This is a genomic window from Nonomuraea wenchangensis (assembly GCF_900111685.1).
Classification (GTDB): domain Bacteria; phylum Actinomycetota; class Actinomycetes; order Streptosporangiales; family Streptosporangiaceae; genus Nonomuraea; species Nonomuraea wenchangensis.
On the sequence record NZ_FOHX01000012.1, the window covers coordinates 251077 to 277617 of the forward strand.

The window sequence follows — 26541 nt, forward strand, 5'->3', positions numbered from 1 at the left end:
CAGAGCGCAGCCCTCGGTCGCTTCGGTCGCTCGCGTGCTCTGAAGAAGGCCCCTGACCAGCAGCAGCGTGCAGCGACCGACGAGAGCGACTCAAGCGAGCGGGCTCCTGCCTCACTGACGGCAGCGACCGAGGGCAAGGGGCGGGGTGGTCCGCTAGTTCTCACGGTCCATCGGCGACGGCCAGTCGCTCGAGTCGCTCTCAGGACAAGAGAACCGGGCTGACCGGTTCATCCCCTCGCGACCCGCTCCGCCTTCCAGCCGCCCGACTGGTGAGACGACCTTCCGGGACGTCATTCGGTGATCTCGACCACGTCGAGTGTCCAGGGCAGCAGATCCTGAATCGGCTCCCACCGTTTGAGGTTCACGGTGAGGATCGGCTCGTCGAGATGACGGGCGGTGGCCACGGTGTGCGCTGCCGCCAGGTCGAGCCGCTCCGTCAGGTAGGCGGAGACGGCTGACAGGCGGAGCACGTCCTCGGTGGTGGTCAGGGGCTCAAGCCGGACCTGGCGCAGCCGGTGGATCATGCCGTGGATCGCGTCGATCTGGTCGGCGTGCAATCCACGGTGGGCGTCGGCCAGGGCCAGGGCCGGGACGCTGATGCGGACGGCGTGGCTGTCCAGGGCCGCCACGACGTTGACGACGGTGAAGTCGCCTCGGCCGAGTTCGTGCAGGGTGAGGTCGTCGAGGACGTAGCCGGTGCTCACGTGGCGCTGCCGCCGCTGCGACGCTGCAGGAACGTCAGGGCGCGTTGTACGGCCCGCTCGGCCTTGGCCGTGGCCTCCTGATCGGCCTGGGCGCGCTGCAGCAGGGTGTCGAAGGCGATCAGCTGACGGGTGCGGATGCTGTGGTGTTCCTCCAGCAGTTGCTGCAGGACGTCGGCCAACGTGGTCCCCCGGCCGCCTTCGTCCGCCAAGACGTTGAGCTTGTCCCGGAGCGCCTTGGGAACTTTGATGGTCGTCATATTCGAGGTCATACTGGGAGTATACCGAGTAGGCTCAGAATATCCGCGCACTTGTCCATCAGCCGACCCCGCATCTTCCAGAACTCCTGCTTCAAGGAGTGAGGACGAGGCGGCCACGGAGACCGCCTTCGGCAAGACGCCGGTGGGCGGCGGCGACCTGGTCGAGCGGTCTGCTCTCGGCCACGCGCAGGGCGAGGGAACCCGCTTCGACCAGGGCGGCGAGCTCTGAGAGGAGGGCGCCGTCAGCGCGGATCCAGTGGTTGAAGACCCGGATGCCACGCAGCGGAGGCGGCGCCCCTCCCGCCACCAGCGCGGCGAATGCTCCCCCCGACCGGACCGCGTCGAGGGCGGCCACTCCGACCACGGCGGCGTCCAGCGCCGCGTGCGCACCGCCCGGGACAAGGCGACGGACGGCCTCGCCCAGCCGGGCCGTGCGCGGCACGAACAGGTCGGCCCCCAGCCCGCGGACGAGCGGTTCGTCGTCGGCCCCGGCGACCGCGATCACCTGGAGCCCGCGCGCGACAGCCAGCTGGACCGCGAAGCCGCCGACGGCGCCGGCCGCCCCGGTCACCAGCAGCGTCTGCCCGTGATCCAGGTCGAGCCCGTCGAGCGCCTGTGCGGCGGTGAGGCCGTTCAGAGGCAGTGTGGCGGCCTGTACGGGAGAGACGCCCGCCGGCGCGGCGGCGACCGCGTCCGCGTCGAGGACGACGTATTCGGCCTGAGCCCCGAGCGGCACGTCCAGCCGGTCGGACAGGCCGATCACCCGGTCCCCGCGCCGGAAGCCGGTCACCCCTGGGCCGGTCTGTTCGACGGTTCCGGCGACGTCCCATCCGATGCCGATCACGTCCCGCGTCGGCAGCAGGCCCGCCTCGGTGAGCGCACCGGTCCGAGTCGCCAGGTCGACCGGGTTGACCGTCGCGGCCTCGACCCGGATCAGGACCTGTCCCTCTCCCGCGAGCGGCATCGGTACGTCGGCGAGCTCGAGAACCTCCGGTCCGCCGAACGTACGGATGACAACTGCACGCATGAAGCCTCCTCGTCGTCCACCTTCAGGATTCGAGGACGACCGTAGGGAAACCCGCTCTCTCTGAGGAAGTAAGCACCTCGAAGTGCGTATCGCACCTGCAGGAGCGTGAGGGCCACCCATCGCCATCTAGGGCGAGTCCACCCCGGGTTCGCCGATGATCTGGGCGCGGGGCAGGAGGGAGAGCGTCTGCAGCGCGCGCAGGAAGCCCTGCCGGTCGGCCTCGGGCAGCCGGGCGAGCAGGCGCTCCTCGTTGGCCTGGATCTCGGCGCCTACCACTCGGCGTGTCGCACGGCCCTCGTCGGTGATCGCGAGGATGCGGGCGCGGCGGTCGCGCGGGTCCGGTTCGCGGGTGATGAGCCCGTCCGCCTGCAGTTTGTCGAGGGTGGTGATGATGCGGGTCTTGTCGGCGCCGATCGTCTCGGCCAGGGCGGCCTGGGTGCGAACGGCGCCATCGTCCAGGGCGCCGAGCACGATGTAGCCCCACATGGAGAGGCCGTGCTTCGCCAGCACCGGGAGTTCGGCTGCGATGAGCGACTGCAGGAGGGGCTGCAGCATCGCGGCCAGGTCGCGGCGACTCGTCACGGGTTCATACTAGCCATTGACAGATAATAAGCAGATATAGATTATATGCAAATGCTTATGAATGATGAGAAGATCGACCTTGTCGCCCTTGACGCGCAGGCCGTGCGGGCCAGCGTCGAGCTGACCTCCCGCGTGCGGCCCGCGGACCTGTCCCGTCCGACGCCCTGTCTCGGCTGGACCGTGTACGGCCTGCTCGCGCACATGGCCACCCAGCATTACGGTTTCGCCGCGGCGGCCAGGGGCGACGGGGGCCTCGCCCAGTGGCGGTTGCGCTCTCTGGGCGACGACGTCGTGGCGAGCTACCGGGACGCGGCCGAGCATGTCCTGGAGGCATTCGCCGCCGACGGCGTGCTGGAGCGGAGCTTCCCCCTGCCCGAGATCGCCAGCGGGATCGCCTTTCCCGGCAGGCAGGCCCTCAGCTTTCACTTCATCGACTACGTCGTCCACTCGTGGGACCTCGCCAAAGCGCTGGGCGTTGACGTCGAGTTCCCGCCGGACCTGCTGGAGGTCGCCCTGGACGTGGCCCGGGCCGTTCCTGACGGCGAGACCCGCCGCGCTCCCGGAACGGCCTTCGCGCCGGCGCTCGCCTGGACGGGGGAGTCCCGCCTGGACCAGATCGTCGCCATCCTGGGCCGATCGCCGCGCTGGCCCGGCTCGACGGCCTCCAGCCGACGCTGACACCGCATCTCGCGCACGACCGCGGCCACGTTCTTCCAGGGGTAGACCAGTCTCAGCAGGTCAACGGCACGATCGTGTCATGAGAACGTCGACTCCTTCGGCGCCGGGTCGTGGGTCCAGCCCATTCGCCCGATCACGTACGCCGAGGACCCGTCACCCTCCTGTATGGCGAGCAGGTTCCCGCTGTCCCGATCGATGATGATCTGCTGACGGCCGTAGGTCAGCGCGACCCCGGTCCGGCCCTCGATGTCGGTCACGTCGTTCTCGACCCGCACACCGGGCAGACCGGCGAGCACCCGGTAGAGCGCGGCCCTGGTGGCAGGGGTGCTCTCGGCGTCGAGAAGGAGCCACTTGCTCACCCCCCACAACCACGCCTCAGGGGCCTCCCGGTCGTTGGCCCGCAGCAGTTCGGCCCTGAGCGCGCCAGGTTCGGTCGGCAGCTCCGTCACGGGCTTGGTCGTCAGCTTCAGCGGCGTGAAGTACGTCTTCCCCGACTGGCAGCCGGTGCACAGGTCGGGCGAGCCTGCGGCCTTCCACGCCTGTTCGTCGGCGGGCGTGAGCGGCTTGGCGGAGACGGGCCCGCGCTGGGTGCGATACCCGACCGCGCGATCCCTGCTCGCCCACAGCACGTCGCTGACCCGCTGCTCGACGGTGTAGGTCGCGGTCTTCATTCGCGCCACCTGCACCATCTCCCGCCGCCACCACGCCCCGGTCCCCGGAGGCCGGGCGGCCAGCCGGTCGGCCGCCGCGGCGAGCACCGCGCCCGCGTCCGGCATCGCGGCCGTCTGGACGCTCGTCCGGTCCAGGAGGGGAACCGCCACGAAGCCCCCGGCCATCACCGCGCTGGCCGCCACGGCCGCGAGCGCCACCCTGGGCCAGACCGGCCGGTGCCGCCGCCGGGCGGCGCCGAGCATCCGGGCGCGGGCGGCCGTCAGCGTGGCGTGGTCGGCGGGCGGCGCCTGCGGCATCACCTCGTCGATGAGCTGGAATTCCTTCATCACACCTCAACTCCCAACGTGTCACGAAGCTTGGTTCTGGCCCGGCTGAGCCGGGAGGCGACGGTGCCGTAGGCGATGCCGAGCGCCGCCGCGACCTCGTCGTAGGTCAGCTCGCCGTAGGCGACGAGCAGCACCACGTCGCGCTCACCGCGCGACAGCCCGGCCAGCGCGGCCGCGAGTCGCTGGACGGTCACCCGCGCCGCGACCCGATCCACCACCCGCTGGTCATGGCCGTCCTCGTCGGGAGGCGGTCCCGACCTGGCCAGTGCCCGGTATCGCCGCAGCTCGGCTCGCCGGTGCCGGCCGATGAGCTTGGTGGCGATGCCGTACAACCAGGGCTTGACGCCGCCTTTGGTGGCGTCGAAGCCGTCACGTCGGCGGAAGGCGATCAGGAAGGTCTCGGCGGCGAGGTCCTCGGCGATGTCGAGGTCGAGGCGGCGGCTGATGTAGCCGCGTATCTCCTCGTAGTGGGCATCGAAGAGGGCGGAGAATCGCTCGGGATCGGCGACCGCTCCGTCGAGGAACGTTGTCATGCACGGGTCTCTCTCGCCGGGGATGTCGGACACTACTGATTGCCCGGTCGCCGTGGACCCTTCCGTACGAGTTGCCACCGTCACGCCCTCGCCGGCGAAGACGTCGTCGGACGCCACAGTTGAACTTGATATCTTGGCCGCGGACGAGGAAGCGGAACGAGCCGATCCGCCTTTCGAGGTTCATGAGCAGGTTGCGGGCTTGCTGAGCCTATGGAGCTCGAATACTCGCATGATCAAGGACAGACGCCATCAGATCACGAACCAGCCGACACCGCGCGAGTCAACCAGCAGGGTCGTACAGGACTGGATTCGTTGGATCAGCTCATCGAGCGCCGTCAGCCCGGCGATCAACCACACGGCGGATCCCAGCCCTATGTCTCTGCGGATGGTCGCGGTGATCAGCGGTGGGGCGAAGATCGCCCACGTCTGCCAATCCGAACGAACCACCAGCGAATAAGCTCCGCGACTTCACCGCCGAGCGGCCGGGTGTCAAGCTGGTCGGCGACAGCACCTACATCCGCATCTGGGGGGCCATTGCTCTCCAAGGAGCGATCGGTGAAGACGTCACATGCGCGATTCTTGGCTGTGTTGTCGCTGCTCTATTTGTATGGCCTGTCCACGACTGGAGGAGCACAAACTCTGTCTACTGGTGCTGTGGGGGGCGACGGCCTCCTGGGGGCCACGGCGCTCGCGGTCGGGGACGACGCGTTCGGCTTCTGACCGGCGCTGGTTCTGCGGGGTCGAACACTCATGAGTACGGGGTGGGAGCGCGCTCCTACGGCGTCGAGGAACCCGGGGGCTCGACGGGCTGACACCGCGGCGGGGATCCGCCTAGTCGGCGGAGCGCAAGAGCATCGCCTCCACCTCAGGGCCGGCATCGGCCGTGCAGACGTACGTGGATCGTCCGGTCACCGGATCGACGTAGTAAAGGGTCGCACGCTTGCCGCATCTTGAGCACCAGGCGTCAGACCCGCCACCGAGTTCGGCCAGGCCGACCTTGATCTCTGGGATAACAAAAGCCATGCGGGAAGCGTAGATCGGCATGGTCAAGACTTCCGTGGTGACAGCGCGTTTTGCGGGATATATGCCCGTAGATTGTTTGACACGGGAGGTGGCGGGTCCGGCGGCAGCGAGGAAGTACGGCCGGGTTCAGATGAGCGCTGCGGGCGGTGGCGACCGGCACGCCGGTCTGGAGAGCCGGCGGGCGGGCACCGCCGCGACCGCCGTACGGCGGGTCCCGGCCCCGGATGCGCGGCACCACCGCTGCCGATAGAGTCGTCGTGATCATCGACGCCGCCCAGCGACGCGGCCAGTGGTTCAGGGCGCGTGACAGGGGGGCGAGTGGCCAGCCAGAGCAGGGGACGGCCGGGCTGGCTGCACGTGGGAGCGCTCGAGGATCGGCTGACCCGGGCGTGGGAGGCCGGCGCGTTCCCGCCCGCCGAGGTGCTGCTGGCCATCATGACGCTGTCCGCGGTGCCCCGAGCATTAGGCACCCGCCTGGCCGCGCACCTGGACGGCGGCATCGTGGTGGGGCCCGGCGCCGTGCCTGACCTGCCGGGGTTCGAGGCGCTTCGCGGCGTCGCGCTGCCGGTGCAGCAGGGGGACTGGGAACGCAGCGCCGGTGTCTACGACCCCGTCCGGCGCCGGGTGGGGGTCGGCAGCGTGCCGTCCCCGTCGGTCAGCGTCGCCGGGCACGAGCTGGGGCACGCTACCGACCACCTGGACGGCATGCCGTCGCGCGGCCCGTTCTGGTCGCGGCTGCACGCGCTGCGCGCACGGCACCTGGCGCCTCCCTACCGGCAGGACGCCGCCGAGCTCTACGCCGAAGCCTTCGCCTGCGTCCTGGTCCGGCGGGCGAGACGGCTGATCGACCTGTTCGGCGACGAGGACGCGGCCCGGCACGCCTACTTATGGTTTTCTGGCCGGTACGGCATCGGCTGAGCAGAAATGTCTCCTTCCCTGGAGAGTCAGGCGCGCTATCCTGGGAAGGACAGGTGACTGATGAGACGGAAGGGGCGCAGCTCATGACCGCTGTCATGCTGGCCGGCGGCGTCCTGCGCATCCCCGAGTCGACCGTGCTGGCCGACGGCACCCGTGTCGACGGCACCCGCGACATCCCGCCCGACGCCCCCGACTACGAGACCTGGCTGCCGCACGCGATGCCCGAAGAGGCGGCCTGGCACGGCGACGCCGACGACCTGAGGATCCTGGCCCGCTGGCGGGCCGCCGCGAGCGCCTGACCGTCAGGACCCTGGCCCGGTGTCGTCGCACCGGGTCTCGTGCAGGTGCAGCCATCGCCATCCGGCCGGCCCGTCCTGGAGGACGACGGTGGCCAGCCGCCCCTCGTCGTCCTGCCATTCCTCGTAGCGGGCCACGACCAGGCCGGGAGTCGTGATCACCACGGTAACGGCCCGGATCTCGATCCGTGCGTCCGGGCGGACCCCGTAGGCGGACTCCACCTCGGCGAGCACGTCACCGCGCGACAGCAGCCGCCCGTCCGGGGCCACCATCGTGAAGCCGGGCGCGTGCGCGGCGGCGAACCGGCCGAAGGACGCCCGCGACGCCCTTCCGGCCAGCCACTGCTCGATCACCTGGTGGTGGCGTACGACCTCGGCGCGTACCTCCTCCGTCCTCGTCACCGCTGCCACCTCCACGCCTGGCCGGCCGCCCAGTCGGCCGGCGAGGTCACCTCGATGCCGAGCCGCTTCGCGCCCCCGGGCGAAGCGGCGTACAGCTCCCGTCCCGGCCCGGCGACCCACCGGTACGTCCCGGCCACCCCCGCGGCCACGTCCGGCCCGAGCGCCGCGGCCATCCCCGCCGCGAACACCTCCACGTCCACCGCCTTGTAGCGTGCCCCGAACGCGGCCGCCAGCTCCGGCCCCGTCATCGGCTCCCCGCCGAGATCCAGCGTGGCGCCCGCCAGGTCGTCGCCGGTGAGCGCGGCCAGCGTGGCGGCGGCCAGGTCGGCGTGGCTGAGCCAGGCCACCGGCACGCTCGCCGGCACGGGGTAGCGCAGCACACCCTCGCCGGCCAGCCCTCGCCGCACCCATGGCGCCGCCAGGTTCTCCAGGTAGATCGGCGGGCAGAGCACCACCGCCGGCACGGGCGAGTCCAGCACCGCCCGGGCCGCCGCCCGCCGCGTGTCGAACGCCGCCGCGCCGGTGTCGGCCCGCGGCAGCCGGTTGCCCGGGTTGAACACCAGCCGCGCCACCCCGGCCGCCGCCGCCTCCGCCAGCACGTTGCGCGTGTACGCCGCCACCCGGCCCGGGTCGTACTCCAGCGGCAGCACCATCGAGACGCGCGTGACACCGGCGAACGCCTCCCGGAGCCGCCCCCGGTCCCCCAGGTCGGCCCTGACCGGCTCCACCCCCTCCGGCACCGCCCCGGTACGGGACACGCCCCGCACCGCCAGCCCCTCCTCCACCAGCCGCCGGGCCACCGCCCCGCCCTGGGCGCCACCCGCGCCGAACACCAGAACCGTCATGCCCCCCAACCTCCCAGCCGCGACCAGTACGATCCATAAAGGAAAATCCTCGACGCTTTAAGGAACGTCCGTGGCAGACGACCTGCTGAGCGAACTCCTCGCTCCGCTCCGGCTGGAAGGCGTCTTCCACAGCCGCTGGACGGCCCGCGCGCCCTGGGGTGTCGCCGGCGAGGCGGAGGACTGCGCCCTGCTCCACTACGTGCAGGCGGGGGCGTGCACGGTCGAGCTGCCCGGCCACGACCCGGTGCGGCTGGCGGCCGGCGACCTCGCGGTGTTCCCGCACGGCACCGCCCACCGGCTCGCCGACGCCCCCGGCCGCGCCACCGTGCCGCTGGCGAGCCTGCTGCCCGCCCGGCCGCCGGGCGCGGCCCGCACGGTGCGCATCGACGGTCCCGGCGCGGCGACCACGATGTTGTGCGGCGGCCTGCACTACGACCCGGCCGCGGCCGCGCCCCTGTACCGGGCGTTGCCGCCGGTGCTCGTGCTGGAGCGGGCCGCGCTGCGGCGGCAGCCGCTGCTGGCCGGCACGCTGGACGGTCTGGCGCGGGAGTGGGACGAGGACGCGCCGGGTCAGACGCTGGTGGCGCTGCGCGCCTTCGAGCTGGCGTTCGTGCTGGCGCTGCGGGCGGCGTTGGGCGCTCTGGCGGACGGCGAGCCGATCCTGCGGGCGCTGCGCCATCCGGCCGTGGGGCCCGCGCTGCTGGCGGTGCACCGCAGGTTCGCCGAGCCGTGGACGGTGGACCGGCTCGCCGCCGAGGCCGGGATGTCGCGTTCGGCGTTCGCGGCGGCGTTCCGCGAGCTGGTCGGCGTGGCGCCGATGCGGCACCTGACGGCGCGGCGGCTGCAGGAGGCCGCCCGGCTCCTGGCCGGGACCGCGCTGCCGCACCACGCCGTCGCGCGGCGCGTCGGCTACCGGTCCGAGGTCGGGTTCCACCTGGCGTTCAGACGGGAGTACGGCCTCACCCCCGGCGACTACCGGCGGGCCACGGCGCCGGGCCTGCCTCAGGCGACGGCGCGGACAGCGACTGAAGCGACTCAAGACGCGAACTAGCATCCCGGCCGCGTTCCGATCCGGTAGTCCGCCTGCTCAGGTGTCGGTGGGGGAGGAGCTGACGAGACCGTGCTCGTAGGCGAGGATGACCAACTGCACGCGGTCACGGACTCCCAGCTTGGTGATGGCCCTGGTGATGTGGGTCTTCACGGTCAGCGGGCTGATCACCAGCGCGGCGGCGATCTCGTCGTTGGACAGGCCCGTCGCGACCAGCCTCACCACCTCGCTCTCGCGCGTGGTGAGCGCGTGCAGCGACGCGGCGGGCCGCGGGCGGTGAGCGAAGCGCTCGACGACGCGGCGCGTGACGCTCGGCGACAGCAGGGCTTCGCCCGCCGCCACGACCTCGACCGCCCGGCGCAGCTCGGCCAGGTCGACCTCCTTGGTGAGGAAGCCGCTCGCCCCTGCCCGCAGGGCGTCGAACACGTTCTCGTCGGTGTCGAACGTGGTCAGGATGATCACCTTGGTCGCCGGCAGCCGTCTCAGGATGTGGCGGGTGGCGTCGATGCCGTTCATGCCCGGCATCCTGATGTCCATCAGCACGACATCCGGCCGCAGCTGGACGGCCTGGCTCACCGCTTCCTCGCCCGAGGCGGCCTCACCGACGACGGCGAGGGTCTTGGCACGGGACAGAAGGGCGCGAAACCCCGCCCGCAGGAGCGCCTGATCATCGACGAGCAGCACGCTGATCGTCATGACGCCAAGCCGCTCAGCTGAGCCGTCAGGGGCAGGACGGCCTGGACCTCGAAGCCGCGGCCGGCATCGACGCGCAATGTCCCCCCGAGGGCCACGACCCTCTCCCGCATTCCCGTCAGGCCATGACCTGCGGTGAAGTCCGCCGCCGCGCTCCCGTTGTCGGCCACCCTCACCCGCAGGTCCCGGCTCGCGGCCTGGAGCTCGATCGTGAGGGAGTCGGCGTCGGAGTGGCGCAACGTGTTGACGACCGCCTCCTGGACGACCCGGTAGGCGGTGAGCGCCTGGGCCGCCGGTACGGCGCCGAGGTCACCCTCCGGCTCGTAGCGCACCTTCAGCCCGGCGGACCGAGCCTGCGCGACCAGGTCGGCGACGGACTCCAACCCCTGCTGCGGGGTGTCGCGAAGCTCGCCCACGAACGCTTTCAGGTCTCTCGTGGCCTGGTTGCGTACGGCGAGCGCGGTACGCAGCGCGGCCCGCGCCTCCTCGGGCGAATCGTCCAGGGCCGCGACGGCGACGTTCAGATGAACGCCGACGACGGCCAAGGTGTGGGCGACCACGTCATGAACCTCTCGGGAGATGTGCAGGCGCTGCTCGGCCAGCCGCGTCTGTTCCAACTGCAGGAGACGGGCCTGGTGTTCGGCCCTCCACCGGCCGTACTGGCGCACGGCACTCGCCGCGGCCAGCATCACGGCCAGCCAGAGCAGTTCGACGCCACCGCGAGCGAACGCTTCGGCGGCGTCCAGCCCGTCCCAGCTCACGCCGTACGCCAAGGTGAGGACGCCGACGCCCGCCGTCCAGCCGGGCCGGGTGAGCGAGGCGGTGAACAGGGCGGCCGACAACGGCCAGATCCAGCCGCCCTCGAACAGGCCGGAGCTCTGGTAGCCGATGAGCACGACGGCGGACAGGACGAGCACGAGCAGGGGACGGGACCGGCGAGCCGGCAGCAGTCCCCCCAGCAGAACGCCCAGGGCGGGCGCGCCGTGCCACAGCAGCGGCGCGCCCATCATGGCCGGCCCGAGGCCGACGCCCACGGCCGTCAGCAGGGCCAGCGCCAGATCCACCAGCCGGGCCCTACGCGACCCGGTCCTGCCTGTGCTCACGCCCTGTCGCCCGCCGTCACGGGGCCTTCGGAGCCCGCGGCCAGGGGCCGGATCCTCGCCGGGCCGGTGGCGGCCAGGGCGAGCCACAGCAGGTACAGACCGAGCAGCACCCGCTCGGCCAGGCCCAGCGGAGCCGTGTGCGTGAAGGCCATCGCGTCCGCCATCGCCACCACGAACAGCACGAACGCCACCGACGACGCCCAAGCCAGGACGGTTAGCCCCCGCGCCTTCGACGCCCACGCGGGCTCGCGCCGCCAGCGCAGGGTGAGCCCTGCGATCGCGATCGCCAGCGCGAGAAGCCCCACCCAGGCGGCCACCCCGTGCACACTCTCCGCCAGGGAGGGGTTGGACCAGTTACCAGGCGGATCGGCCGGGAAGATCGCCGCGACCAGGGCGCACCCGGCCCACAACCACAACAGCCCCCGCCCCCACCCGCTGCCCGCGGTCCGCGTGGCCAGTGCCGCGGTCCCGGCCGCGAACCCCAGCAGGCCGACGGTCACCAGCCAGCCGTGAGGCAGGTTGACGTACCTGCTGATCGTCTCGTCCACCGGGTCGTAACCCTGGTTGACCATGTCGGACACCACGAAGGAGAGGATAGCGATCGTGAAACCAGTCAAAGAGAATGTTCTGCTCATAGCTCCCAACGGTAGGTTTCGGTGACGTTCGGCCACATCGTCCTCGTGCGTCACTTGAGTCTGCGCCATCGGCGTATCCGGCTACACCAATCGATGTACGGCGGCGTAGTCGTCGACGGTCATGGAATTGTGGAGGCGTGCGCTCTTCGTGGTGAGGCGGAGGAAGGCGCGGCCGAGCCCTGGAGGCAGCACGGAGATCAGGCGCGCGCCCTCGGCCAGTCCCCGCACGCCGAGGCGTGAGGTGGGGACCAGGGTCTTCGCCACGCTCAGCGCGACCGCGCGGCTGCCGCGCACGTGCTCCGCCATCGCGCGCTCGTACGCGGGGAAGGCCCGCTCGTGGTCGCCGCCCGCCCGCGCCAGCTCCCCGGCGAGCACGTACGCGCCGACGACGGCCAGACTCGTGCTGCCGCCGACGGCCGCGCCGGGGCAGTAGCCCGCGTCGCCGACGAGCGTCACCCTCCCTCGCGACCAGGTGTCCATCCGGAGCTGGCTGATCGAGTCGAAGTAGAACGCCGGGGTACGGTCGAGCTCGCCCAGCCAGCGGTCCACGTCGGGATGCATGCCCTGGAACGCGCCGCGCAGCAGCTCCTTCTGCCGGTGCACGTCGCGGTGGTGCCAGTCGAGCTCGCGCTCGCTGCGGAACAGGAACAACGCCCGCGCCTCGCCGAGGTGCCGCGCGCCGTACATGCCGGCGGTACGCCCGACGCCGGCGTGCATGAGCAGCTCGCCGTCGAGGCCGGGGGAGTGGGGCAGGGTCAGCACCCCGAGGTAGGCGCCGATGAAGGCGCTGAAGCGGGACTCGTCGCCGAAGACGAGACGGCGCACGTTGGAGTGCAGCCCGTCCGCGCCGACGACGAGGTCGAAGCGGCGCGGCGCGGCGTTCTCGAACCGCACCTCGCCGCCGGGGGAGATGGCGGTGATCGAGTCGCCGAAGACGTACTCGACGTCGTCGCGCCCGGCGTCGTGGTAGATCTCGCTCAGGTCGTCGCGCATGATCTCGACATGCCGGTCGGAGGCGGCGCCGAAGATCCTGGAGAGGTCCACCCGGACGGGACGCCGTGCGCCCTCCGGGTAGAGGGCCATCCGGGTCACGCCGGTGGCCCGCTCCTCGATGCGGGGGAGCACGCCCATCTTCTCCGAGATGTGCATCGCGGGCCGGAACAGGTCCACCGCGTGCCCGCCCGTCCTGCGCGGCGCGGGGGCTCGTTCCACGACAGTGACCTCGAAGCCGTGCCGCGTGAGCCAGTAGGCCAGCACCGGACCGGCGACGCCGGCGCCGGAGACGAGAATTCGCATGGCACTCCTTGTTGTGGGGAGACCACTGTCGCCGCCGGTGCGGGCCGCCGTATTGGACGGATGTTCCCCAGCCGGCCGGTCGGTCGGGGGAGAAAAGTCCGTGGGGAAACAGGAGATCATTCCGCTACCATGAGCAACTGAGCGGACACGTTCCGCGACAACTCCTTCTCCTGGAGCTCCCCATGCGCACCTCTTCCAAGCTGCTCACCTGCCTGGCGATCGCCGGCGCCGCGCTGGCTCCCGCCGGGGCCGCCGCCGCCGCCGACGACGACGGGCCCGACGCCAAGCGCTACATCGCCTCCTACCACTCCGAGGCCGGATGCCAGGCGGCCGGCCGCGAGGGCGTGAGGAAGCGACACTGGACCAACCCCACCTGCGTGAAGTCCATCCGCATCCAGCTCGGCACGTGGGACCTTTGGGTGGACTGACGCCGGATCCCGCCACCGCCGCCCGGTGGCACACCCGCGGCGCGCACCTGGCCGGGATGGCCTCGGCGCTGCTGCTGGCCGTCCTGGTGGCGAGGTTCGCGGTGACGCTCCCCGACTGGGGGCGGGCCGGGCCGTCGCCGCCCGGCCCGGCCCGGGTGACCGCCGAGGTGACCCGGCTGGTGGTGGGGCTGCCGGTGTGCGTGGTCGCGGTGCTGCTGCTGGCCGACCGGTACGCCTTCCGCAGGGGCCGGCTGGTGCTGGCCGCCGGGGGAGCGTGGATCGTGCTGCCGGCCGTGTCCGACGTGCTCGCGCACCTGCGCGGCCCGGCGGCCCCCGTGGCCGCCGCCGCGCTCCTGATGGGCGCGGCCGGGGCCGTCTGCCAGCCGCTGACCGTGCTGCTGTTCCCGCTGTGCCTGCTGCCCGGCTCGGCCTCGCGCTGCTGGCGGCGCACGGTGGTGCTGGTGGCCGCCGCCGCCAGCGTCCAGTACGCGGTGATCTGGACCCTCGGCACCCCGGGCCTGCCCGGATTCGCCAGCCCGTGGCCCGAGACGGCGGCGGGGGAGTGGGCCGCGGACCTGCTGCACGACAGTCACGCTCTCCTCGACTGGGTGACCCTGGCCGTGACCGTGGCGATGACGGCCGATCTGGCGCGTGGCGCGTGGCGGGCGCCCGCCGGCGAGGGGCGCGGGGTCCGGGGGCTGATCGCGACGGCGTACCCGCTCTACGTCTGCCTGCTGCTGTCCGACCTGTGGGGAGAGACCTGGACGGTCGTGGCGCGGGCGGCCGGTGTCACGCTGTGGGGTGCCATGATCTGCCTGGCCGCCTCCCGGGGCGGCATGTGGCGGCTGGAGCGCGTCACCAGCCATCGCATGGCCCGCGCGTTCGTGCTGGCCGTGCTGGTCATCGCCGCGACGTGCGCCGCCACCGGGGCATGGGCCGTCTTCCCCGCCACCCGCACCGCGGCCACCGTGATCGCGGCCTGCTGCGCGCTGGTGGCGGGCTGGGTCGCCCGGCCGGTCGTGCGGCACGCCGTCCTGGCCATCGAGCGGGCCTTCTACGGCCCGCGCGCCCGCCCGCACGAAGCCGTACGCGCGCTGGCGGTGCGCCTCCAGCAGGCCCCCCACCCCGGTTCGGTGCCCGAGCAGATCTGCCGCAGCGTCGTGGAGGACCTGGGCCTGTCCGGGGCGCGGATCGGCGTCGAGACCCGGGCCGGCCCCCGGATGCTGGCCGCCGCCGGCTCGCCGGTCAGCGGGCCGGGGCAGGTCTTCCCGCTGCGCCACCACGGGCAGGTGGTGGGCCGCCTGGAGGTGGCCCGCGACGGCGCGAGCACGCCGGCCGAACGCGACACCGAGCTCCTGTCGCTGCTGGCCGACCAGGCCAGCCCGGCGCTGGCCGCGCTGCGGCTGGCCGAGGACGCGCGGGCCGCCCGCGAACGCCTGGTGCTCGCCCGCGAGGAGGAACGCAGGCGGCTGCGCCGCGAGATCCACGACGGCCTCGGGCCCCAGCTCGCCGCGGTCCGGCTCCGGCTGGGCGTCGCCCAGGTGTGCGGCCTGCCGTCCGCCGCCGACGCCCACCTGCGCGAGGCCGTCGAGGTCCTGGGCGAGGCGCTGGCCGAGGTGCGCAGGATCACGGCCGGGCTGACCCCCGCCACCCTGGTCGACCGGGGGCTGCTCGACGCGACCAGGATCCTGGCGCACCGCCTCACCACCGACGCCGTACGCGTCACGGTGACCGACCCGGCCACCCCGCTGCCCACCCTGCCCCCGGCCGTGGAGACCGCCGCCTACCGCATCACCGCCGAGGCCGTCACCAACGCCGTACGCCACGCCGGGGCACGCGGCGTCGAAGTGACCTTCACCGCGCGCCCCGGCGCGCTCACCGTCACCGTCACCGACGACGGCACCGGCTTCGACGCCGGCGCCGTGCCCGGCACCGGCCTGTCGTCGATCGCCGAACGCGCCGAGGAGATCGGCGGCGCGGCCACGATCGACACCGCCCCCGGCGGCACCACCGTGACCGCCACCCTTCCCACCACCCTCGGAGACCCTCATGAGTGAGACCGGGCCACGCGTCTGGCGGGTGCTGCTCGTCGACGACCACCCCCTGTTCAGGGAGGGGCTGGCCGCCGCGGTCGGCATGGACGACGAGTTCGACGTGGTGGCGCAGGCGGCCACCGGCGAGGAGGCCCTGGCCGAGACCGCCCGCACCGCCCCCGACCTCGTCGTCATGGACCTCAACCTGCCGGGACAGTCGGGCATCGAGGCCACGCGCGACCTGCTGCGCGCCCACCCCGGCATCCGGGTGCTGGTCATGACGATGTCCGAGGACGACGACAACCTGCTGGCGGCGATCCGCGCCGGGGCCCGCGGCTATCTCCTCAAGGGCGCGGTACGTGAGGAGATCCTGCTGGCCCTGCGTACGGTCTGCCGGGGCGGAGCGGTGTTCAGCCCGCACATGGCCGAACGGCTGACCCGGCTCTTCGCCGCCTTCTCCGCGGCCCCCGCCAAGGAGGCGTTTCCCACCCTGACCGCCCGGGAACGCGAGATCCTCGACCTGCTGGCCCAGGGACTCGGCTACCGGCAGATCGCCCAGCGGTTGTTCGTCACCGACAAGACCGTGCGCAACCACGTCGGCTCGATCTTCGCCAAGCTACGGGTACCCGACCGGGCGGCGGCCATCGTACGGGCCCGCGACGCCGGGCTGGGCTCGGGATGACCGGAGGAGGCAGGACCTCCCGAGCCCGCCGTCACCCGGCCGTCAGCGATCGGTCCACAGGTTCCACATCCAGCCCTCCGCGCACTGGTACTGCGACCAGTGACCGCGGTCGACTCCCTGCTGACCGGCCGTGATGCAGTCGCTGTGGAACCAGAACTTGCCCCGGTGCACCGGCAGGTCGGCGGGCGCCGCGGCCGACGCCACGGCGCCCGGCTGGTGGGCCGTGGTGGTCTCCGCGGCGGCGACCTGGGCGAAGCCGACCAGAGCGAACACGAACCCTGCGGCGGCGAGCATGCGCTTCATGAGCGATTCCCTTTCTCGGGGCTTTCGAGCCGGCGCTTCCGGCTCTTCGAACACCTGAAGCTTCGGCCGCCCGGTGTCCCGGGCACATGGGGCACACGCCACGTCCCCGCCCTGCCGCCCGCCCGGCCACGAGGCCCGTGGGGCCGGCTCGCTCTGGGCGGCCACCACGCCGCCACGCGGAGCCCGACGACTTTCCTCTGCCGCCCGGCGCCTCGCGCCGCCGACGTCAGGGGCGAGGGCGGCGTCGAGCACGACCTGGTCGGGGGAGCGGGGCTCCCGCGCCCTGCCTCACTGGGGGACACTGTCGGCGAAGTAGACGAGCAAAGAAACGGCCCCGTGATCACAGGAGTGATCACGGGGGGTTGTCAAGTGGAAAGAGCGTTCAGGCGTGGGGGTCGGTGGGTCGGCGTCTGCGCCACGCATTGCCTGAGGCTGGTCCGACTCCCCACCGGCGCTGCTGCGCGCGGACGTGCCAGGCGTCGGTTCCTGACCGGCCGCCTTCAAAGAATGAGGGCGATCTTTCCTGCCAACTGGCCCCGGAGGAAGCGCTCGTGCGCTTCTTGCACGTTTTGCAGGCTGTATTCGGAGTCAACTCGTACCTTGACCTGGCCCGCATCCACAATCCTGGCCAGTTCGGCGAGCCCTGCGCCGTCCTCGCGCACCTGGTTGACCGTGGTCCGGACCGCTCGGCGGGACAGATCCGGCACGGGTCCGGCTTGGGTGGCGATGGAGGCATAGCGGCCTTCATCGGCCACGGCTTCGGTGACGAAAGCGCCGAAGGTGTCGAAGACGGCGTCATAAGCGGCCACGGGGAGCGTGGCGCGCTCCGTTGTGGCCCATTCGGCCCCCAGCTCCTTGGCTACCTCGACCTGGGCTGGTCTGGAAACCAGCGCGTCTACCCGGGCGCCGCGCGCTCGGGCCAGTTGTACGGCAAGACCTCCTACCGCGCCGACCGCTCCTGCCACCAGAAGACGTTCTCCTGCGCGGATGTCCAGCCAGTCCAGCGTCTGCAAGGCGGTGAGCCCAGGCAACGGCAGTGTCGCCGCCTCTACCAGGCTGATCCTCGAGGGGGCGGCGGCAAGCGAGCCGACCGGTAGGGCCACGAGATCGGCCCAGGTTCCTCGTCCGGTTCCAAGCTGGTGAGACATCCCGAAGACCCGTTCACCCACAGGCAGTCGACTGGTCGGGCTGTCCACGACGATGCCCGCCACCTCCCAGCCCAAGGTCATCGGCAGGGGTGGGGTGCCCTCTCCGATGGCCCCCTGACGGGTCTTGTCATCGACGGGGTTGATGGCGGAGGCAACAACGCGTACCAGCACCTCGCCCTCCAACCGGCGAGGTGCTGGCGCCTCAGCAATGGTTAGGACGTCAGGGTCGCCAAAGCGGTCGATCCGTACTGTGCGCACGTTCAACTCCCTTGAAGTTCGATCGGAGTCCAACAATAGGGAAGACTCTTCCACGCGCTCCTCGGAGGTGGTCTTTTCGCACTCCCTGAAGATCGGCGAAGCCGCTCTGTCCGCCGGTTCCGAAACGAACCCAGGAACGTCGAAGGACCGCCGCCGCCACTGTCACCGCCGCGAGGAGACCGCCGGCGGCGAGCAGAGTCGTCCCGTCGGGGTGGACGAGCGCCTGGCCGCGCTGCGCCTGCCAGACCAGCAGCCCGGTGAGACCGGCGTAACCGGACGCGGCCACGATCACCAGCGGCACCCGGCGCACCCACAGCGCGATCAGCGGCAGCACCTGCAGCGCGTGCAGTCCGACGAAGTGGGCCACCCGCAGGTCGCCGCCACCGGTCGCCCAGCCGAGCAGCGGCATCCCCGCGCCGCCGTCGGGCGCGCCGACCGTGTGCGCGCCGATCGTGATCAGCTCGGCGCCGCCGGCCAGCGCGTGCGCCTGCTCCGGCGTCGGCGCGGTCATCAGGTAGCCGACCGACATGCCCGCCAGCGAGATCGCCACCCCCAGCGGGATCGCCCACGCCATCGCCCGGTCCACCCGCCGCTGCAGAACCAGGAAGATCCCCAGCGCCAGCGTCAGCGCCCAGCCCAGGTAGGCGGCCCCTCCCATCACCATGAACACCGACTTGTCGAGCGTGGTGGCGAAGTTGAAGTGACTGCGCACCCCGCGTACCGCCTGGAAGGTGATCGCCGCGATCTCCGGCAGCACGAACAGCGCCACCGTCACCGTGCCCAGCCACCACAGGGTCCGCCGCCACCGCTCCACCTGGCTGATCATCCAGGCGAGCGTGAGCGCGTACAGGCAGAAGGAGGCGGCGAACTTGAACGGCTTGAGCCACACCCCTTCGCCCATGACGGTCCGCCCGTCGACCACCAGGCCGGCGGCGCTCACCGACATGAGCACCGCCATCGCGACGGCGCAGCTGACGAGCGGGCCGTGCCAGGTTCTCCAGCGCAGGGCAACCATGACGTCTCCTTCAGATCGACTGGAGACAACACTGCTGGCCAGGCGCGACACGAACCAGAGACATGATCATCAGCTCACCATGACATCATCATGAATCGGGCAAACGGCTCACGAAGGCCGTTCACCCGGTCACAGGCCGATGTTGGCCTTGGCGCCCATGTAGGAACCGGCGCCGGGCCATCCCTCCCGCGCCGGCTCGGCGAAGCGCGGGGAGAAGCCGAGCGAGGGCAGGTCGGCCAGATCGACGAAGCGGACATCGCGGATCGGGGTCGAGTCGGCGCCTTCCGCGACCGCCCCGACTGTGCCACCGGCCCGGGTGACCTCGAACGTCAGAGGCACGACATGCGTGTCGCCGCCGGGCAGGTGGTCGCAGACGTACAGCAGCCGGCCGTCCTCGATGAGCACGCCGGTGACCCGTACCTTCACCGGGGCACCCTACTGCCCTCCGGTTCGCCTCTCGTGGGCGGCGGCCAGGTGGAGGTAGGCGGCGGCCGTCCAGGTGTAGGCGCGATCGCGCAGGCCCTGGCCGGTGCGGGCGTCGAAGTTCTCGGCGAACCCCGACCTCTCGCACAGGGCGCGGAAGCGGGTGCTGATCTCGTCGGCCAGGTCCGGGTATCCGGCGCGGCGCAGCCCGTCCTCGATCAGTACGGTCGAGGGCGCCCAGATGGGGCCGCGCCAGTAGCCGTCGTCCAGGTAGTGGGGCGAGTCCGGCAGCTCGGTCGCGAGCCCGTACGCGGTCAGGTGCCGCTCGATCGCGGCGGCCAGCGCCGCGCGGACGGGACGCGGCAGCTCCTCTCCCAGCACGATCGGCATGAGGTCGAGCAGGCTGGAGCTGGACCAGGTACGTCCCGACAGCACGCCACGGGCGACGAACCGTTCGCCGTCCCACAGCTCGGCGAGCAGCGCGTCGCGCATCCGGTCGGCCTGCGCGCTCCACCGGGCGGCGGCGTCCGGGCCGGGGGCCAGGCGGGCCAGTTCGCGCAGTTGGAGGATGAGGAAGGCGGCCAGGTCGGCGCTCTGCACGACGCGTTCGGGGTCGAAGGTGGTGGCGTTGTCCCAGCCGCTGTCGTTGCCGTGCTGGTAGTGCGGCAGCTCGTGACCGGGGACGCGGCGGGCGGTGAGCCAGAAGGTGGTCCAGCGTTCCAGCAGCGGGTAGACGTCCGGCGCGGCGGGAAGGTGCCGCAGGGCCCAGCCGTGGATGGGGGGTTTGACGAAGTTGTAGAGGATCTCGGAGTGGGTGATGGAGTCGGGGAGCGCGCCGGAGGCGTCCTGGTGGTCGAAGGGGAGGCGGTACTGGTCCCAGGCCAGGCCGGGCAGGCCTCCGGCGACGGCGATGGCGTTGAAGCAGTGGTCCCAGCTCCACACCTTGTCCATCCAGTGCTTGGACATCAGCACCGCCGGGCGGGTGACGAACCCGGCCGGGCGCACGGTGGCCGACCACAGCACGTAGGCGGCCAGTTCGGCGGCGGGCGTCCGGTCGCCGCGCCACGGCGCGACGGCCTGCGCGAACGCCTCGAACTCCGCCCGTGCCGCCTTGACCACCTGGTCGAAGGGGTCCTTGGCGGTGTAGGGGGCGCGGGCGGTCTCGTACTCCTCGATGGCGATCTCCCACTCGCCGCTCAGGCGGATGCCCCGCTCGGCGGCGCCGAGCGCCTGCGTGCCCAGGTGCTCGGCCCGCCCGCCGAGGAGGGTGATCCGGTAGCGGCGGCCGGTCTGGTAGAGGGTGAAGACGTACGAGCCGTCCACGGGGTCCTGGTAGAAGTACGGGCCGCTGAACGGCGTCAGGACCGGGTCCGCGGCCAGCACGCGCAGCCCGGCGCCCCGGCCGCGGACCCGCACCGTGTCCATGCTCTCGTAGGCGAGGTCGATCAGGCCGTCGTGCCAGGTGAGCCGGTGCGGGGTGGCCGTGATCGTGGCGGCGGTCTCGGGAATCAGCTTCATGACCGCGTGCATGCCGGTCTGGTGCGAGACCAGGTGCACCTCCTCCGCATAGGTCCCTTCCGCCACCACGGGCGAGAAGCCGAACCACGATCCGTGGTAGCTGAACGGGATCTCCCACAGGGAGAACACCGGGCCTGAGGCGGCGACGGTCATGGAGCCGAGATCCCTTCTGCGTTCACGTGAGTCGGGGGCGGATCAGCGGAGACGGGCAGGAAGAGGCGCATGCTGGACGGCCCGCGCCGCGCCCACCCGTGGTAGGGCGCCAGCCGCACGTCGAACCACTCGCCGGTGGCGGCCCCTGCCGGATCCGCGCGGTAGGGCCAGGCACTGCCGGCGAGGTCGGGCACCCGGCCACGGACCACCGCGCCACCGGGAACGGCCCGTGGAACGGCACGGGGATCGACGACCAGGGAGTCGAGCGCGCCGGGATCGGGCAGGTCGCGGGACTCCAGGCACAGCACCTCGGGCCCGCGTTCCACCGCCACGCACCCCCGTACGGCGTCGATGCGCGGGTCGGGCCAGGTGAAGCGGGGCTCCATGGGCAGGTCGAGGACGATCTCGTCGCCGGCGCGGAAGGCCCGCCGCACGCTCACCAGGCCGGGTTCGGCCGGGCGGGTCCGGCCGCCCTCGGTCAGCGTGGCCCCCTCGGCCCAGGCGGGGACGCGCAGGGTGAGCGTCCAGGGCGCGTCGGCGTCGGCCGCGATCCTGACGCGAACGGTCCCGCTCTCGGGATAGGCGGTCTCGACGTCCACGGACGCCGGCCGCCCGTCCGGCAGCTCGGCGCGGATCTCGCAGGGCGCGTACTGGTGGATCCGCAGGCCGTCGTCGTCGCTGGTGGCCAGGTAGCCGTGCAGGCTGGCCAGGGTGCGGGCGACGTTCGTCGGACAGCAGGAGACGTCGAACCAGGCGGCCCGCGCACCCCCCTCGGCGCGCGGGCTCACCTCGTCAGGATCGGCCGGCCTGCCGGCGACCCGCTGGTGGAGGGGGTTGGCGTAGAAGAAGGCCCGGCCGTCGGCGCTGGGGGAGGTCGCGATGACGTTGTAGAGCGTGCGCTCGATGAGGTCGGTGTAGCGCACGTCGCCGGTGGCGAGGTGCAGCCGCCAGGAGACCATGATGGAGGCGACTCCGGCGCAGGTCTCGCAGTAGGCCCGGTCGGGAGGCAGCTCCCAGTCCTCGCCGAAGCCTTCGTCCTGGTGGCGCGAGCCCATGCCGCCGGTGAGGTAGGTGCGGCGGGCGACGGAGCGCTCCCACTGGCGTTCCACGGCGCGCAGCAGCTCGTCGTCGCCGCGCTCGACCGCGACGTCGACCGCCGCGGCGGCGAGGTAGAGCGCGCGGACGGCGTGGCCGCGCCACACGTCCGCCTGCCTGATCGGGAGGTCGTCCTGGAAGTACGCCCGCCCCAGCGGGATGTCCCTCAGCCTGCCGTGACCGCGGCGGTCGAGGAACAGGCGGGCCTGCTCGACGTAGCGCTCGTCTCCCAGGGCCCGGCCGAACTCGGCCAGGCCGACCTCGATCTCCGGATGGCCGCAGATCCCGTCGATCCCGCCGGGGCCGAAGGCGCGGCACACGTGGTCGGCGGCCCGCCGCGCGATCCGTACCAGGTCGTCCTCGCCGTGGGTGCGCAGCCGGGCGACGGCGGCCTGGAGCAGATGCCCGGTGTTGTACAGCTCGTGGCCCATCTCCAGGTCGCTGTAGCGCGGCGGCTGGTCACCGTGGCCGAAGCAGGTGTTGAGGTAGCCGTCCGGGTCCTGGGCGCGGGCGACGCGGGCGGTGAGCCGCTTGATCGCCGCCTCCGGCTCCGGGTCGCCGGTCCTGGCGCTCTCCCAGGCGAGGGCCTCCAGCAGCTTGTAGACCTCGGAGTCGGAGAACGACCAGCCGGGACGGTCGGGCCCGGTGGTCCCGTCGGCGACCCGGTCGAAGTTGGCCAGCCAGCCGAGGCGCTCCATCCACGCTTCGCAGTGGGCGAGCGTCGCCGTGGCGTTCACGGCCTGCCGGTCGCCCCAGAACCCGCCGGTGAGCGTGATCTGCGCGAGCGCGAGGGGGCGTGCCTGGCCGTGTGACGGCAGCACGGGGCTGGTCATGTGGTGAGAACCCTTTCTTTCAGTCCTTGACGGCGCCCGCGGTGACCCCGGCGGCGATGTAGCGCTGCGCGAGGACGAGAAGGAAGGCCGCGGGAAGCGACGCGATCACGGCGGTCGCCATGATCGAGTTCCATTGCGTGGTGTTGTTGCCGATGTAGCGGAAGATGCCGAGCGTGATCGGGATGACGTCGCTGTTGCGGTTGAGCGTCGAGGCGAAGATGAAGTCCGACCACGCCCACAGGAAGGCGAACAGCGACACGGTGATCACGGAGTTGCGGCTGAGCGGCAGCACGATCGACACGAACGTCCGCCAGGTGCTCGCCCCGTCGATCTGCGCCGCCGCCATGACCTCGGCGGGGATGCTCGCCATGAACGCCCTGAACAGCAGCACCCCGAACGGCACGGCCAGCGTCGAGTCGGCCACGATCAGGCCGGGAACGGTGTTGAGCAGCCCCAGCCTGATGTAGATCGCGTAGAAGCCCATGGCCATGACGACGCCGGGGATCATCTGCGCGACCAGCAGCAGGAAGTCGATCGTCCGCCCGCCGCGCGGGCGCAGCTTGGCCAGGGCGAACCCCGCGGGCAGGGACACCGCGAGCGTGAGCGCGACCGTGCCGAGGCCGATGAAGAGGCTGGTGGCCAGGGCGGGCAGCTGCTGACCGAACGCGGCGGCGTACCCCTCGAACGTGGGGTCCCACGGGAACCAGTGCGGCGGGTCGGCCCGCATGTCACTGGTCTTGGTGAGCGAGACGTTGAACATCCAGTAGACGGGAAAGAGCATCACGCCCACCAGGACGACGCCCACGACGGTTCTCCACGCTCTCATGCCGACTCCTTCTGCAGGCGCACGTGGGCGAGCCCGGCGGCGAAGGCGATGAGGATGAGCAGGTTGCCGACGGCCGCCGCCGGGGAGAAGTCGGGCTGGCCGGTGCCGAACGCCTCGCGGTACGACCAGATGGCCAGCGTCGTGGAGGCGTCCGCGGGACCGCCCCTGGTCATGATCCAGATGATGTCCACGACCTTGAGCGTGTAGATCAGCCCGAGCAGCAGCGTGATCATCGACACCGGCCGCAGCAGCGGGAACGTGATGTGACGGAACCGCTGCCATGCCCCGGCCCCGTCCAGCCCGGCCGCCTCGTACAGGTCGGCGGGGATGTTCTGCAGCCCGGCGTACAGGATCACCAGGTTGAACGGGACGCCGAGCCAGATGTTGGCGATGGTGACCGCCAGCAGCGAGGTGTCCGGGGAGGTCAGCCAGTTGATCTGCCCGATGCCGAAGGCCCGCAGCGCGGCGTTGACGATGCCGTTCTCGCTGTTGAGCATCCACGACCAGGTGGACGCGGACACGATCAGCGGCAGCAGCCACGGCACGAGGAACATCGCGCGCAGCGCCGCCGAGAGGCGGAAGCTCCGGTGGAAGAAGACCGCGAGCGCCAGCCCGATGGCGTACTGGGCGGCGATGGAGCCCAGCGTGAACAGCGCCGTGTTGCGAAGCGCGCTCAGGAACGCGTCGTCGGAGAGGATCTTGAGGTAGTTCTCCAGGCCGGTGAACTCCGGGTTGCCCTGGATGAAGGCGCGCGGCGTGTAGTCGTGCACGCTCAGTTCGATGTTGCGGTAGAGCGGATAGGCGTAGAAGAGGAGCAGGTAGACGATGAGCGGGGCGAGGAAGGCAACGGCCGTCCACCGCTGTGCCCGCCCGCGCCGTGCCCGCCCGCGCGGGGGAGCCGCCCGCACGGCTCCCCTCGCCGCGACCGTCCCGGTGCGAAGTGAGGTCATGGGATCAGTTGCCGGTGGCCTGCTTCGCCTGGGCCTGCGCCGCCTTGAGCGCGTCGGCGGGGCTCGCCGAGCCGCTCAGCGCCTTCTGCACGCCGATCCACAGCGCTTCGGAGATCTTCGGGTAGTCGGTGCCGAGGTTGTCACTGGTACGGCCCTTGGCGCTGCGCACGGCCTCCACCCACGGCTTGAGCGCGGCCTCCTTGGCGAGGATGGCCTCCTGGCCGGCAGCCGTCGAGGGGATGTAGTACGCGAACGTGGTCCCGGTCTCCACCAGGCCCTCGGGCGTCGTCATGCATTCGAGGACCTTCTTGGTGACGGCGTACCTGGCGGTGTCCTTCTGCACGGGGACGGTGATGAACTCGCCGCCCGTGGGCGTGGGGGCGACGCCGCCGTCCTTGCCGGGGATCTGCACGACGCCGGTCGGGAAGTCGGCCTTCGCGGCGCTGTTGATCTGCCAGGTGCCGTTCTCGGCGAAGGCGAACTCGCCGGTCAGGAACTCCTCCCACGTGGTGTTCTGCGAGTTGCTGATGACCGAGTTGGGCGCGATGCCGTCCTTGACCCACGAGGTCCACAACGTCAGCGCCTCGACCGCCTGGGGCGAGTCGAGCTGGGTGAGCTGCGCGCCGGCGCCCCAGAACCACGGCAGGAACTGGAAGGAGCCCTCCTCCGTGCCGATGGCCGCGAAGGTGATCGGCTTCTTGCCCGCCGCCTTGACCTTCTTCAGCGCCGCGTCGAACGAGGCCCAGTCCTTGATCGAGGCCGGGTCGACGCCCGCCTCGTCCAGGATCTTCTTGTTGTAGTAGAGGGCGAGGGTGTTGGCGCCGATGGGGATGCCGTACGTCTTGCCGTCCAGTTCGCCGGCGGCGATGAGGTTCTTGTCGAACCTGGAGGTGTCGAGGCCGAAGTCGGCCATCGCGGTGAGCATCCCGGCGTCGGCCAGCGTCGAGACGGCCGGGTTGTCCAGGAGGATGACGTCGGGCGCGTTGCCTTCCTGACCGGCCAGGAGCGCCTGGTTGGTGAGGGCGGTCGTGTCGTAGGCGGTGCGCTGGATGGTGACGCCCGCCTGCCCGGCGCAGGTCTGGACCCGCTTGGCCCAGGCGGAGTTCGCGTCGTGCTGCGGGTACGGGTCCCACCAGGTGTACGCGCCGCTCGTGGCGGCGGTGGCGGTGCCGGAGGAGGAGCCGCTCTGCGGCGGCGTGGAGGCACAGGCGGCCAGGGCCAGGACGGCGGTTCCGAAGACCGCCGCCCTCGTGGACACCGACGGACGGTTCATCGATTCCTCCATTGTTAACGCTCCCATTGCGAGCGTGCTGTACGTGTGGGGGGTCAGGGGCCTGGTACTAGCGGGAGTGCGGCCTCGGGGGAGCGGTGCTGCCCCGATCGGCCAGTTCGGGCGAGATGAAGCGCACCACGAACGGCTCTTTCCTGGCCGACGTGGACTCCACGCGGCGCACGAGCTGCCGCACGGCCATGGAGCCGAGGCGGTCGGGTGCGCTCTCGACGAACGAATACGGCAGGGAGAAGGTCGCGGCGAAGTCGGCGGAGTAGCGGCCGATGACCGACAGGTCCTCGGGCACCCGCTGCCCCCGCTCGTAGGTGACCGACGGCAGCGCCGCGGCGGCCGCCTCGTTGTTGATCAGCAGGCCGGTCGCCGCCGGGTAGGCGTCGAGCAGCCTGTGGAGCAGGCGGCCCACGGCGGGTTGCCGGGACTCGCCGTACACGGCGTGCAGGGTGAGGCCGAGCCGGCGGGCGCGGTCGAGCGCGGCGTCGCGCAGCCGCCACACGTACGCGCCGCCCCGCTCGACCACGTGCTCCGGATGCGAGATCAGGATCAGCTC

The 26541-nt window shown here is 71.8% G+C and carries 31 protein-coding genes; 7 read left to right on the plus strand and 24 right to left on the minus strand.

The window, feature by feature from the left end; genetic code table 11:
• Positions 1-290: 290 nt before the first annotated feature.
• The 4 genes from BMW85_RS32030 to BMW85_RS32045 all read right to left on the minus strand — a co-directional run bounded on the left by BMW85_RS32030 (position 291) and on the right by BMW85_RS32045 (position 2570).
• Positions 291-704 (minus strand): hypothetical protein, encoded by a 414-nt coding sequence (locus tag BMW85_RS32030; RefSeq protein WP_091088915.1) that lies wholly within the window; start codon positions 702-704, stop codon positions 291-293.
• A complete protein-coding gene (locus tag BMW85_RS32035) occupies positions 701-961 on the minus strand; it encodes a hypothetical protein (RefSeq protein ID WP_091088917.1) in 261 nt (86 codons plus the stop codon). The genes BMW85_RS32030 and BMW85_RS32035 overlap by 4 nt, the downstream gene beginning before the upstream one ends.
• Before the next feature lie 91 nt (positions 962-1052).
• The gene (locus BMW85_RS32040) at positions 1053-1988 is read right to left on the minus strand and encodes an NADP-dependent oxidoreductase (protein ID WP_091088919.1); all 936 of its coding nucleotides are present in this window, start codon (positions 1986-1988) and stop codon (positions 1053-1055) included.
• A 126-nt stretch (positions 1989-2114) separates the two neighbouring features.
• The gene (locus BMW85_RS32045; protein WP_218156010.1) at positions 2115-2570 is read right to left on the minus strand and encodes a MarR family winged helix-turn-helix transcriptional regulator; all 456 of its coding nucleotides are present in this window, start codon (positions 2568-2570) and stop codon (positions 2115-2117) included.
• A 57-nt stretch (positions 2571-2627) separates the two neighbouring features.
• Here BMW85_RS32045 and BMW85_RS32050 point away from each other — a divergent pair, with 57 nt between their 5' ends.
• Positions 2628-3248 carry a TIGR03086 family metal-binding protein gene (locus tag BMW85_RS32050; RefSeq protein WP_245775186.1) on the plus strand — a complete coding sequence of 207 codons (621 nt, stop codon included), beginning with the start codon at positions 2628-2630 and terminating at the stop codon, positions 3246-3248.
• Between the two features lie 77 nt (positions 3249-3325).
• Here BMW85_RS32050 and BMW85_RS32055 read toward each other — a convergent pair whose 3' ends face one another.
• The 4 genes from BMW85_RS32055 to BMW85_RS32070 form a co-directional block, all read right to left on the minus strand.
• Positions 3326-4246, minus strand: coding sequence for a CU044_5270 family protein (locus BMW85_RS32055; protein ID WP_091088927.1), 921 nt, complete (start codon positions 4244-4246; stop codon positions 3326-3328).
• Positions 4246-4779, minus strand: coding sequence for an RNA polymerase sigma factor (locus BMW85_RS32060; RefSeq protein ID WP_091088929.1), 534 nt, complete (start codon positions 4777-4779; stop codon positions 4246-4248). Before BMW85_RS32060 ends, BMW85_RS32055 begins: the two co-directional genes overlap by 1 nt.
• Positions 4780-5028: 249 nt before the next feature.
• Positions 5029-5226 carry a hypothetical protein gene (locus BMW85_RS32065; RefSeq protein WP_091088931.1) on the minus strand — a complete coding sequence of 66 codons (198 nt, stop codon included), beginning with the start codon at positions 5224-5226 and terminating at the stop codon, positions 5029-5031.
• Positions 5227-5610: 384 nt separating this feature from the next.
• Positions 5611-5829, minus strand: a complete 219-nt coding sequence (locus BMW85_RS32070; RefSeq protein ID WP_143082472.1) for a hypothetical protein — start codon at positions 5827-5829, stop codon at positions 5611-5613.
• A 291-nt stretch (positions 5830-6120) separates the two neighbouring features.
• On the opposite strand from BMW85_RS32070, the gene BMW85_RS32075 reads away from it, so the two are divergent.
• Positions 6121-6720: a hypothetical protein gene (locus BMW85_RS32075; RefSeq protein ID WP_091088935.1), complete on the plus strand. Its 600-nt coding sequence runs from the start codon at positions 6121-6123 to the stop codon at positions 6718-6720.
• A 53-nt stretch (positions 6721-6773) separates the two neighbouring features.
• Positions 6774-7019, plus strand: a complete 246-nt coding sequence (locus BMW85_RS32080; RefSeq protein WP_143082473.1) for a hypothetical protein — start codon at positions 6774-6776, stop codon at positions 7017-7019.
• Positions 7020-7022: 3 nt separating this feature from the next.
• On the opposite strand, the gene BMW85_RS32085 is transcribed toward BMW85_RS32080, so the two are convergent.
• Positions 7023-7418, minus strand: coding sequence for a DUF4440 domain-containing protein (locus tag BMW85_RS32085; RefSeq protein ID WP_091088940.1), 396 nt, complete (start codon positions 7416-7418; stop codon positions 7023-7025).
• Positions 7415-8263, minus strand: a complete 849-nt coding sequence (locus BMW85_RS32090) for an SDR family oxidoreductase (protein ID WP_091088943.1) — start codon at positions 8261-8263, stop codon at positions 7415-7417. The genes BMW85_RS32085 and BMW85_RS32090 overlap by 4 nt, the downstream gene beginning before the upstream one ends.
• Before the next feature lie 70 nt (positions 8264-8333).
• Here BMW85_RS32090 and BMW85_RS32095 point away from each other — a divergent pair, with 70 nt between their 5' ends.
• Entirely contained in the window at positions 8334-9314 is a 981-nt protein-coding gene (locus BMW85_RS32095; RefSeq protein ID WP_091088944.1) for an AraC family transcriptional regulator, read from the plus strand.
• A 36-nt stretch (positions 9315-9350) separates the two neighbouring features.
• On the opposite strand, the gene BMW85_RS32100 is transcribed toward BMW85_RS32095, so the two are convergent.
• Genes BMW85_RS32100 through BMW85_RS32115 form a run of 4 tightly spaced genes read right to left on the minus strand, consistent with a single transcriptional unit; the run spans position 9351 to position 13038 of the window.
• On the minus strand, positions 9351-10007 hold the full coding sequence (locus tag BMW85_RS32100) for a response regulator (protein WP_091088947.1): 657 nt from the start codon (positions 10005-10007) through the stop codon (positions 9351-9353).
• Positions 10004-11068 (minus strand): sensor histidine kinase, encoded by a 1065-nt coding sequence (locus BMW85_RS32105; RefSeq protein ID WP_091088949.1) that lies wholly within the window; start codon positions 11066-11068, stop codon positions 10004-10006. The genes BMW85_RS32100 and BMW85_RS32105 overlap by 4 nt, the downstream gene beginning before the upstream one ends.
• Before the next feature lie 35 nt (positions 11069-11103).
• On the minus strand, positions 11104-11811 hold the full coding sequence (locus BMW85_RS32110) for a DUF998 domain-containing protein (RefSeq protein ID WP_091088952.1): 708 nt from the start codon (positions 11809-11811) through the stop codon (positions 11104-11106).
• A gap of 12 nt (positions 11812-11823) precedes the next feature.
• Entirely contained in the window at positions 11824-13038 is a 1215-nt protein-coding gene (locus tag BMW85_RS32115) for an FAD-dependent monooxygenase (RefSeq protein WP_091088954.1), read from the minus strand.
• A 182-nt stretch (positions 13039-13220) separates the two neighbouring features.
• Between BMW85_RS32115 and BMW85_RS32120 the strand changes: the two genes are divergently transcribed.
• The 3 genes from BMW85_RS32120 to BMW85_RS32130 are packed head-to-tail and all read left to right on the plus strand — an operon-like array spanning position 13221 to position 16181.
• Positions 13221-13466 carry a hypothetical protein gene (locus BMW85_RS32120; RefSeq protein WP_091088957.1) on the plus strand — a complete coding sequence of 82 codons (246 nt, stop codon included), beginning with the start codon at positions 13221-13223 and terminating at the stop codon, positions 13464-13466.
• Complete coding sequence (locus tag BMW85_RS32125) at positions 13445-15523, plus strand: sensor histidine kinase (protein WP_245775187.1); 2079 nt, start codon at positions 13445-13447, stop codon at positions 15521-15523. Before BMW85_RS32120 ends, BMW85_RS32125 begins: the two co-directional genes overlap by 22 nt.
• Positions 15516-16181, plus strand: a complete 666-nt coding sequence (locus BMW85_RS32130) for a response regulator (protein ID WP_091088963.1) — start codon at positions 15516-15518, stop codon at positions 16179-16181. The genes BMW85_RS32125 and BMW85_RS32130 overlap by 8 nt, the downstream gene beginning before the upstream one ends.
• Positions 16182-16223: 42 nt before the next feature.
• Here the strand turns inward: BMW85_RS32130 and BMW85_RS32135 are convergent, their stop codons facing one another.
• From BMW85_RS32135 to BMW85_RS32180, 10 genes are all read right to left on the minus strand, one after another.
• Positions 16224-16484 (minus strand): hypothetical protein, encoded by a 261-nt coding sequence (locus BMW85_RS32135; RefSeq protein WP_091088965.1) that lies wholly within the window; start codon positions 16482-16484, stop codon positions 16224-16226.
• A gap of 500 nt (positions 16485-16984) precedes the next feature.
• Complete coding sequence (locus tag BMW85_RS32140; protein ID WP_091088968.1) at positions 16985-17890, minus strand: NADP-dependent oxidoreductase; 906 nt, start codon at positions 17888-17890, stop codon at positions 16985-16987.
• Complete coding sequence (locus BMW85_RS32145) at positions 17853-18905, minus strand: hypothetical protein (RefSeq protein ID WP_091088970.1); 1053 nt, start codon at positions 18903-18905, stop codon at positions 17853-17855. The genes BMW85_RS32140 and BMW85_RS32145 overlap by 38 nt, the downstream gene beginning before the upstream one ends.
• Positions 18906-19034: 129 nt before the next feature.
• Complete coding sequence (locus BMW85_RS32150; RefSeq protein WP_177240992.1) at positions 19035-19331, minus strand: NUDIX hydrolase; 297 nt, start codon at positions 19329-19331, stop codon at positions 19035-19037.
• A 9-nt stretch (positions 19332-19340) separates the two neighbouring features.
• On the minus strand, positions 19341-20999 hold the full coding sequence (locus BMW85_RS32155) for an amylo-alpha-1,6-glucosidase (protein WP_091088973.1): 1659 nt from the start codon (positions 20997-20999) through the stop codon (positions 19341-19343).
• Positions 20996-22927: a glycoside hydrolase family 127 protein gene (locus tag BMW85_RS32160; protein ID WP_091088976.1), complete on the minus strand. Its 1932-nt coding sequence runs from the start codon at positions 22925-22927 to the stop codon at positions 20996-20998. Before BMW85_RS32160 ends, BMW85_RS32155 begins: the two co-directional genes overlap by 4 nt.
• 19 nt (positions 22928-22946) lie before the next feature.
• On the minus strand, positions 22947-23753 hold the full coding sequence (locus BMW85_RS32165; RefSeq protein ID WP_091088978.1) for a carbohydrate ABC transporter permease: 807 nt from the start codon (positions 23751-23753) through the stop codon (positions 22947-22949).
• Positions 23750-24703 (minus strand): carbohydrate ABC transporter permease, encoded by a 954-nt coding sequence (locus tag BMW85_RS32170; protein ID WP_091088980.1) that lies wholly within the window; start codon positions 24701-24703, stop codon positions 23750-23752. Before BMW85_RS32170 ends, BMW85_RS32165 begins: the two co-directional genes overlap by 4 nt.
• 4 nt (positions 24704-24707) lie before the next feature.
• Positions 24708-25976: a sugar ABC transporter substrate-binding protein gene (locus BMW85_RS32175; RefSeq protein ID WP_091088983.1), complete on the minus strand. Its 1269-nt coding sequence runs from the start codon at positions 25974-25976 to the stop codon at positions 24708-24710.
• A 67-nt stretch (positions 25977-26043) separates the two neighbouring features.
• A partial coding sequence (locus tag BMW85_RS32180) for a substrate-binding domain-containing protein (RefSeq protein ID WP_177240993.1) occupies positions 26044-26541 on the minus strand: 498 nt, incomplete at its 5' end.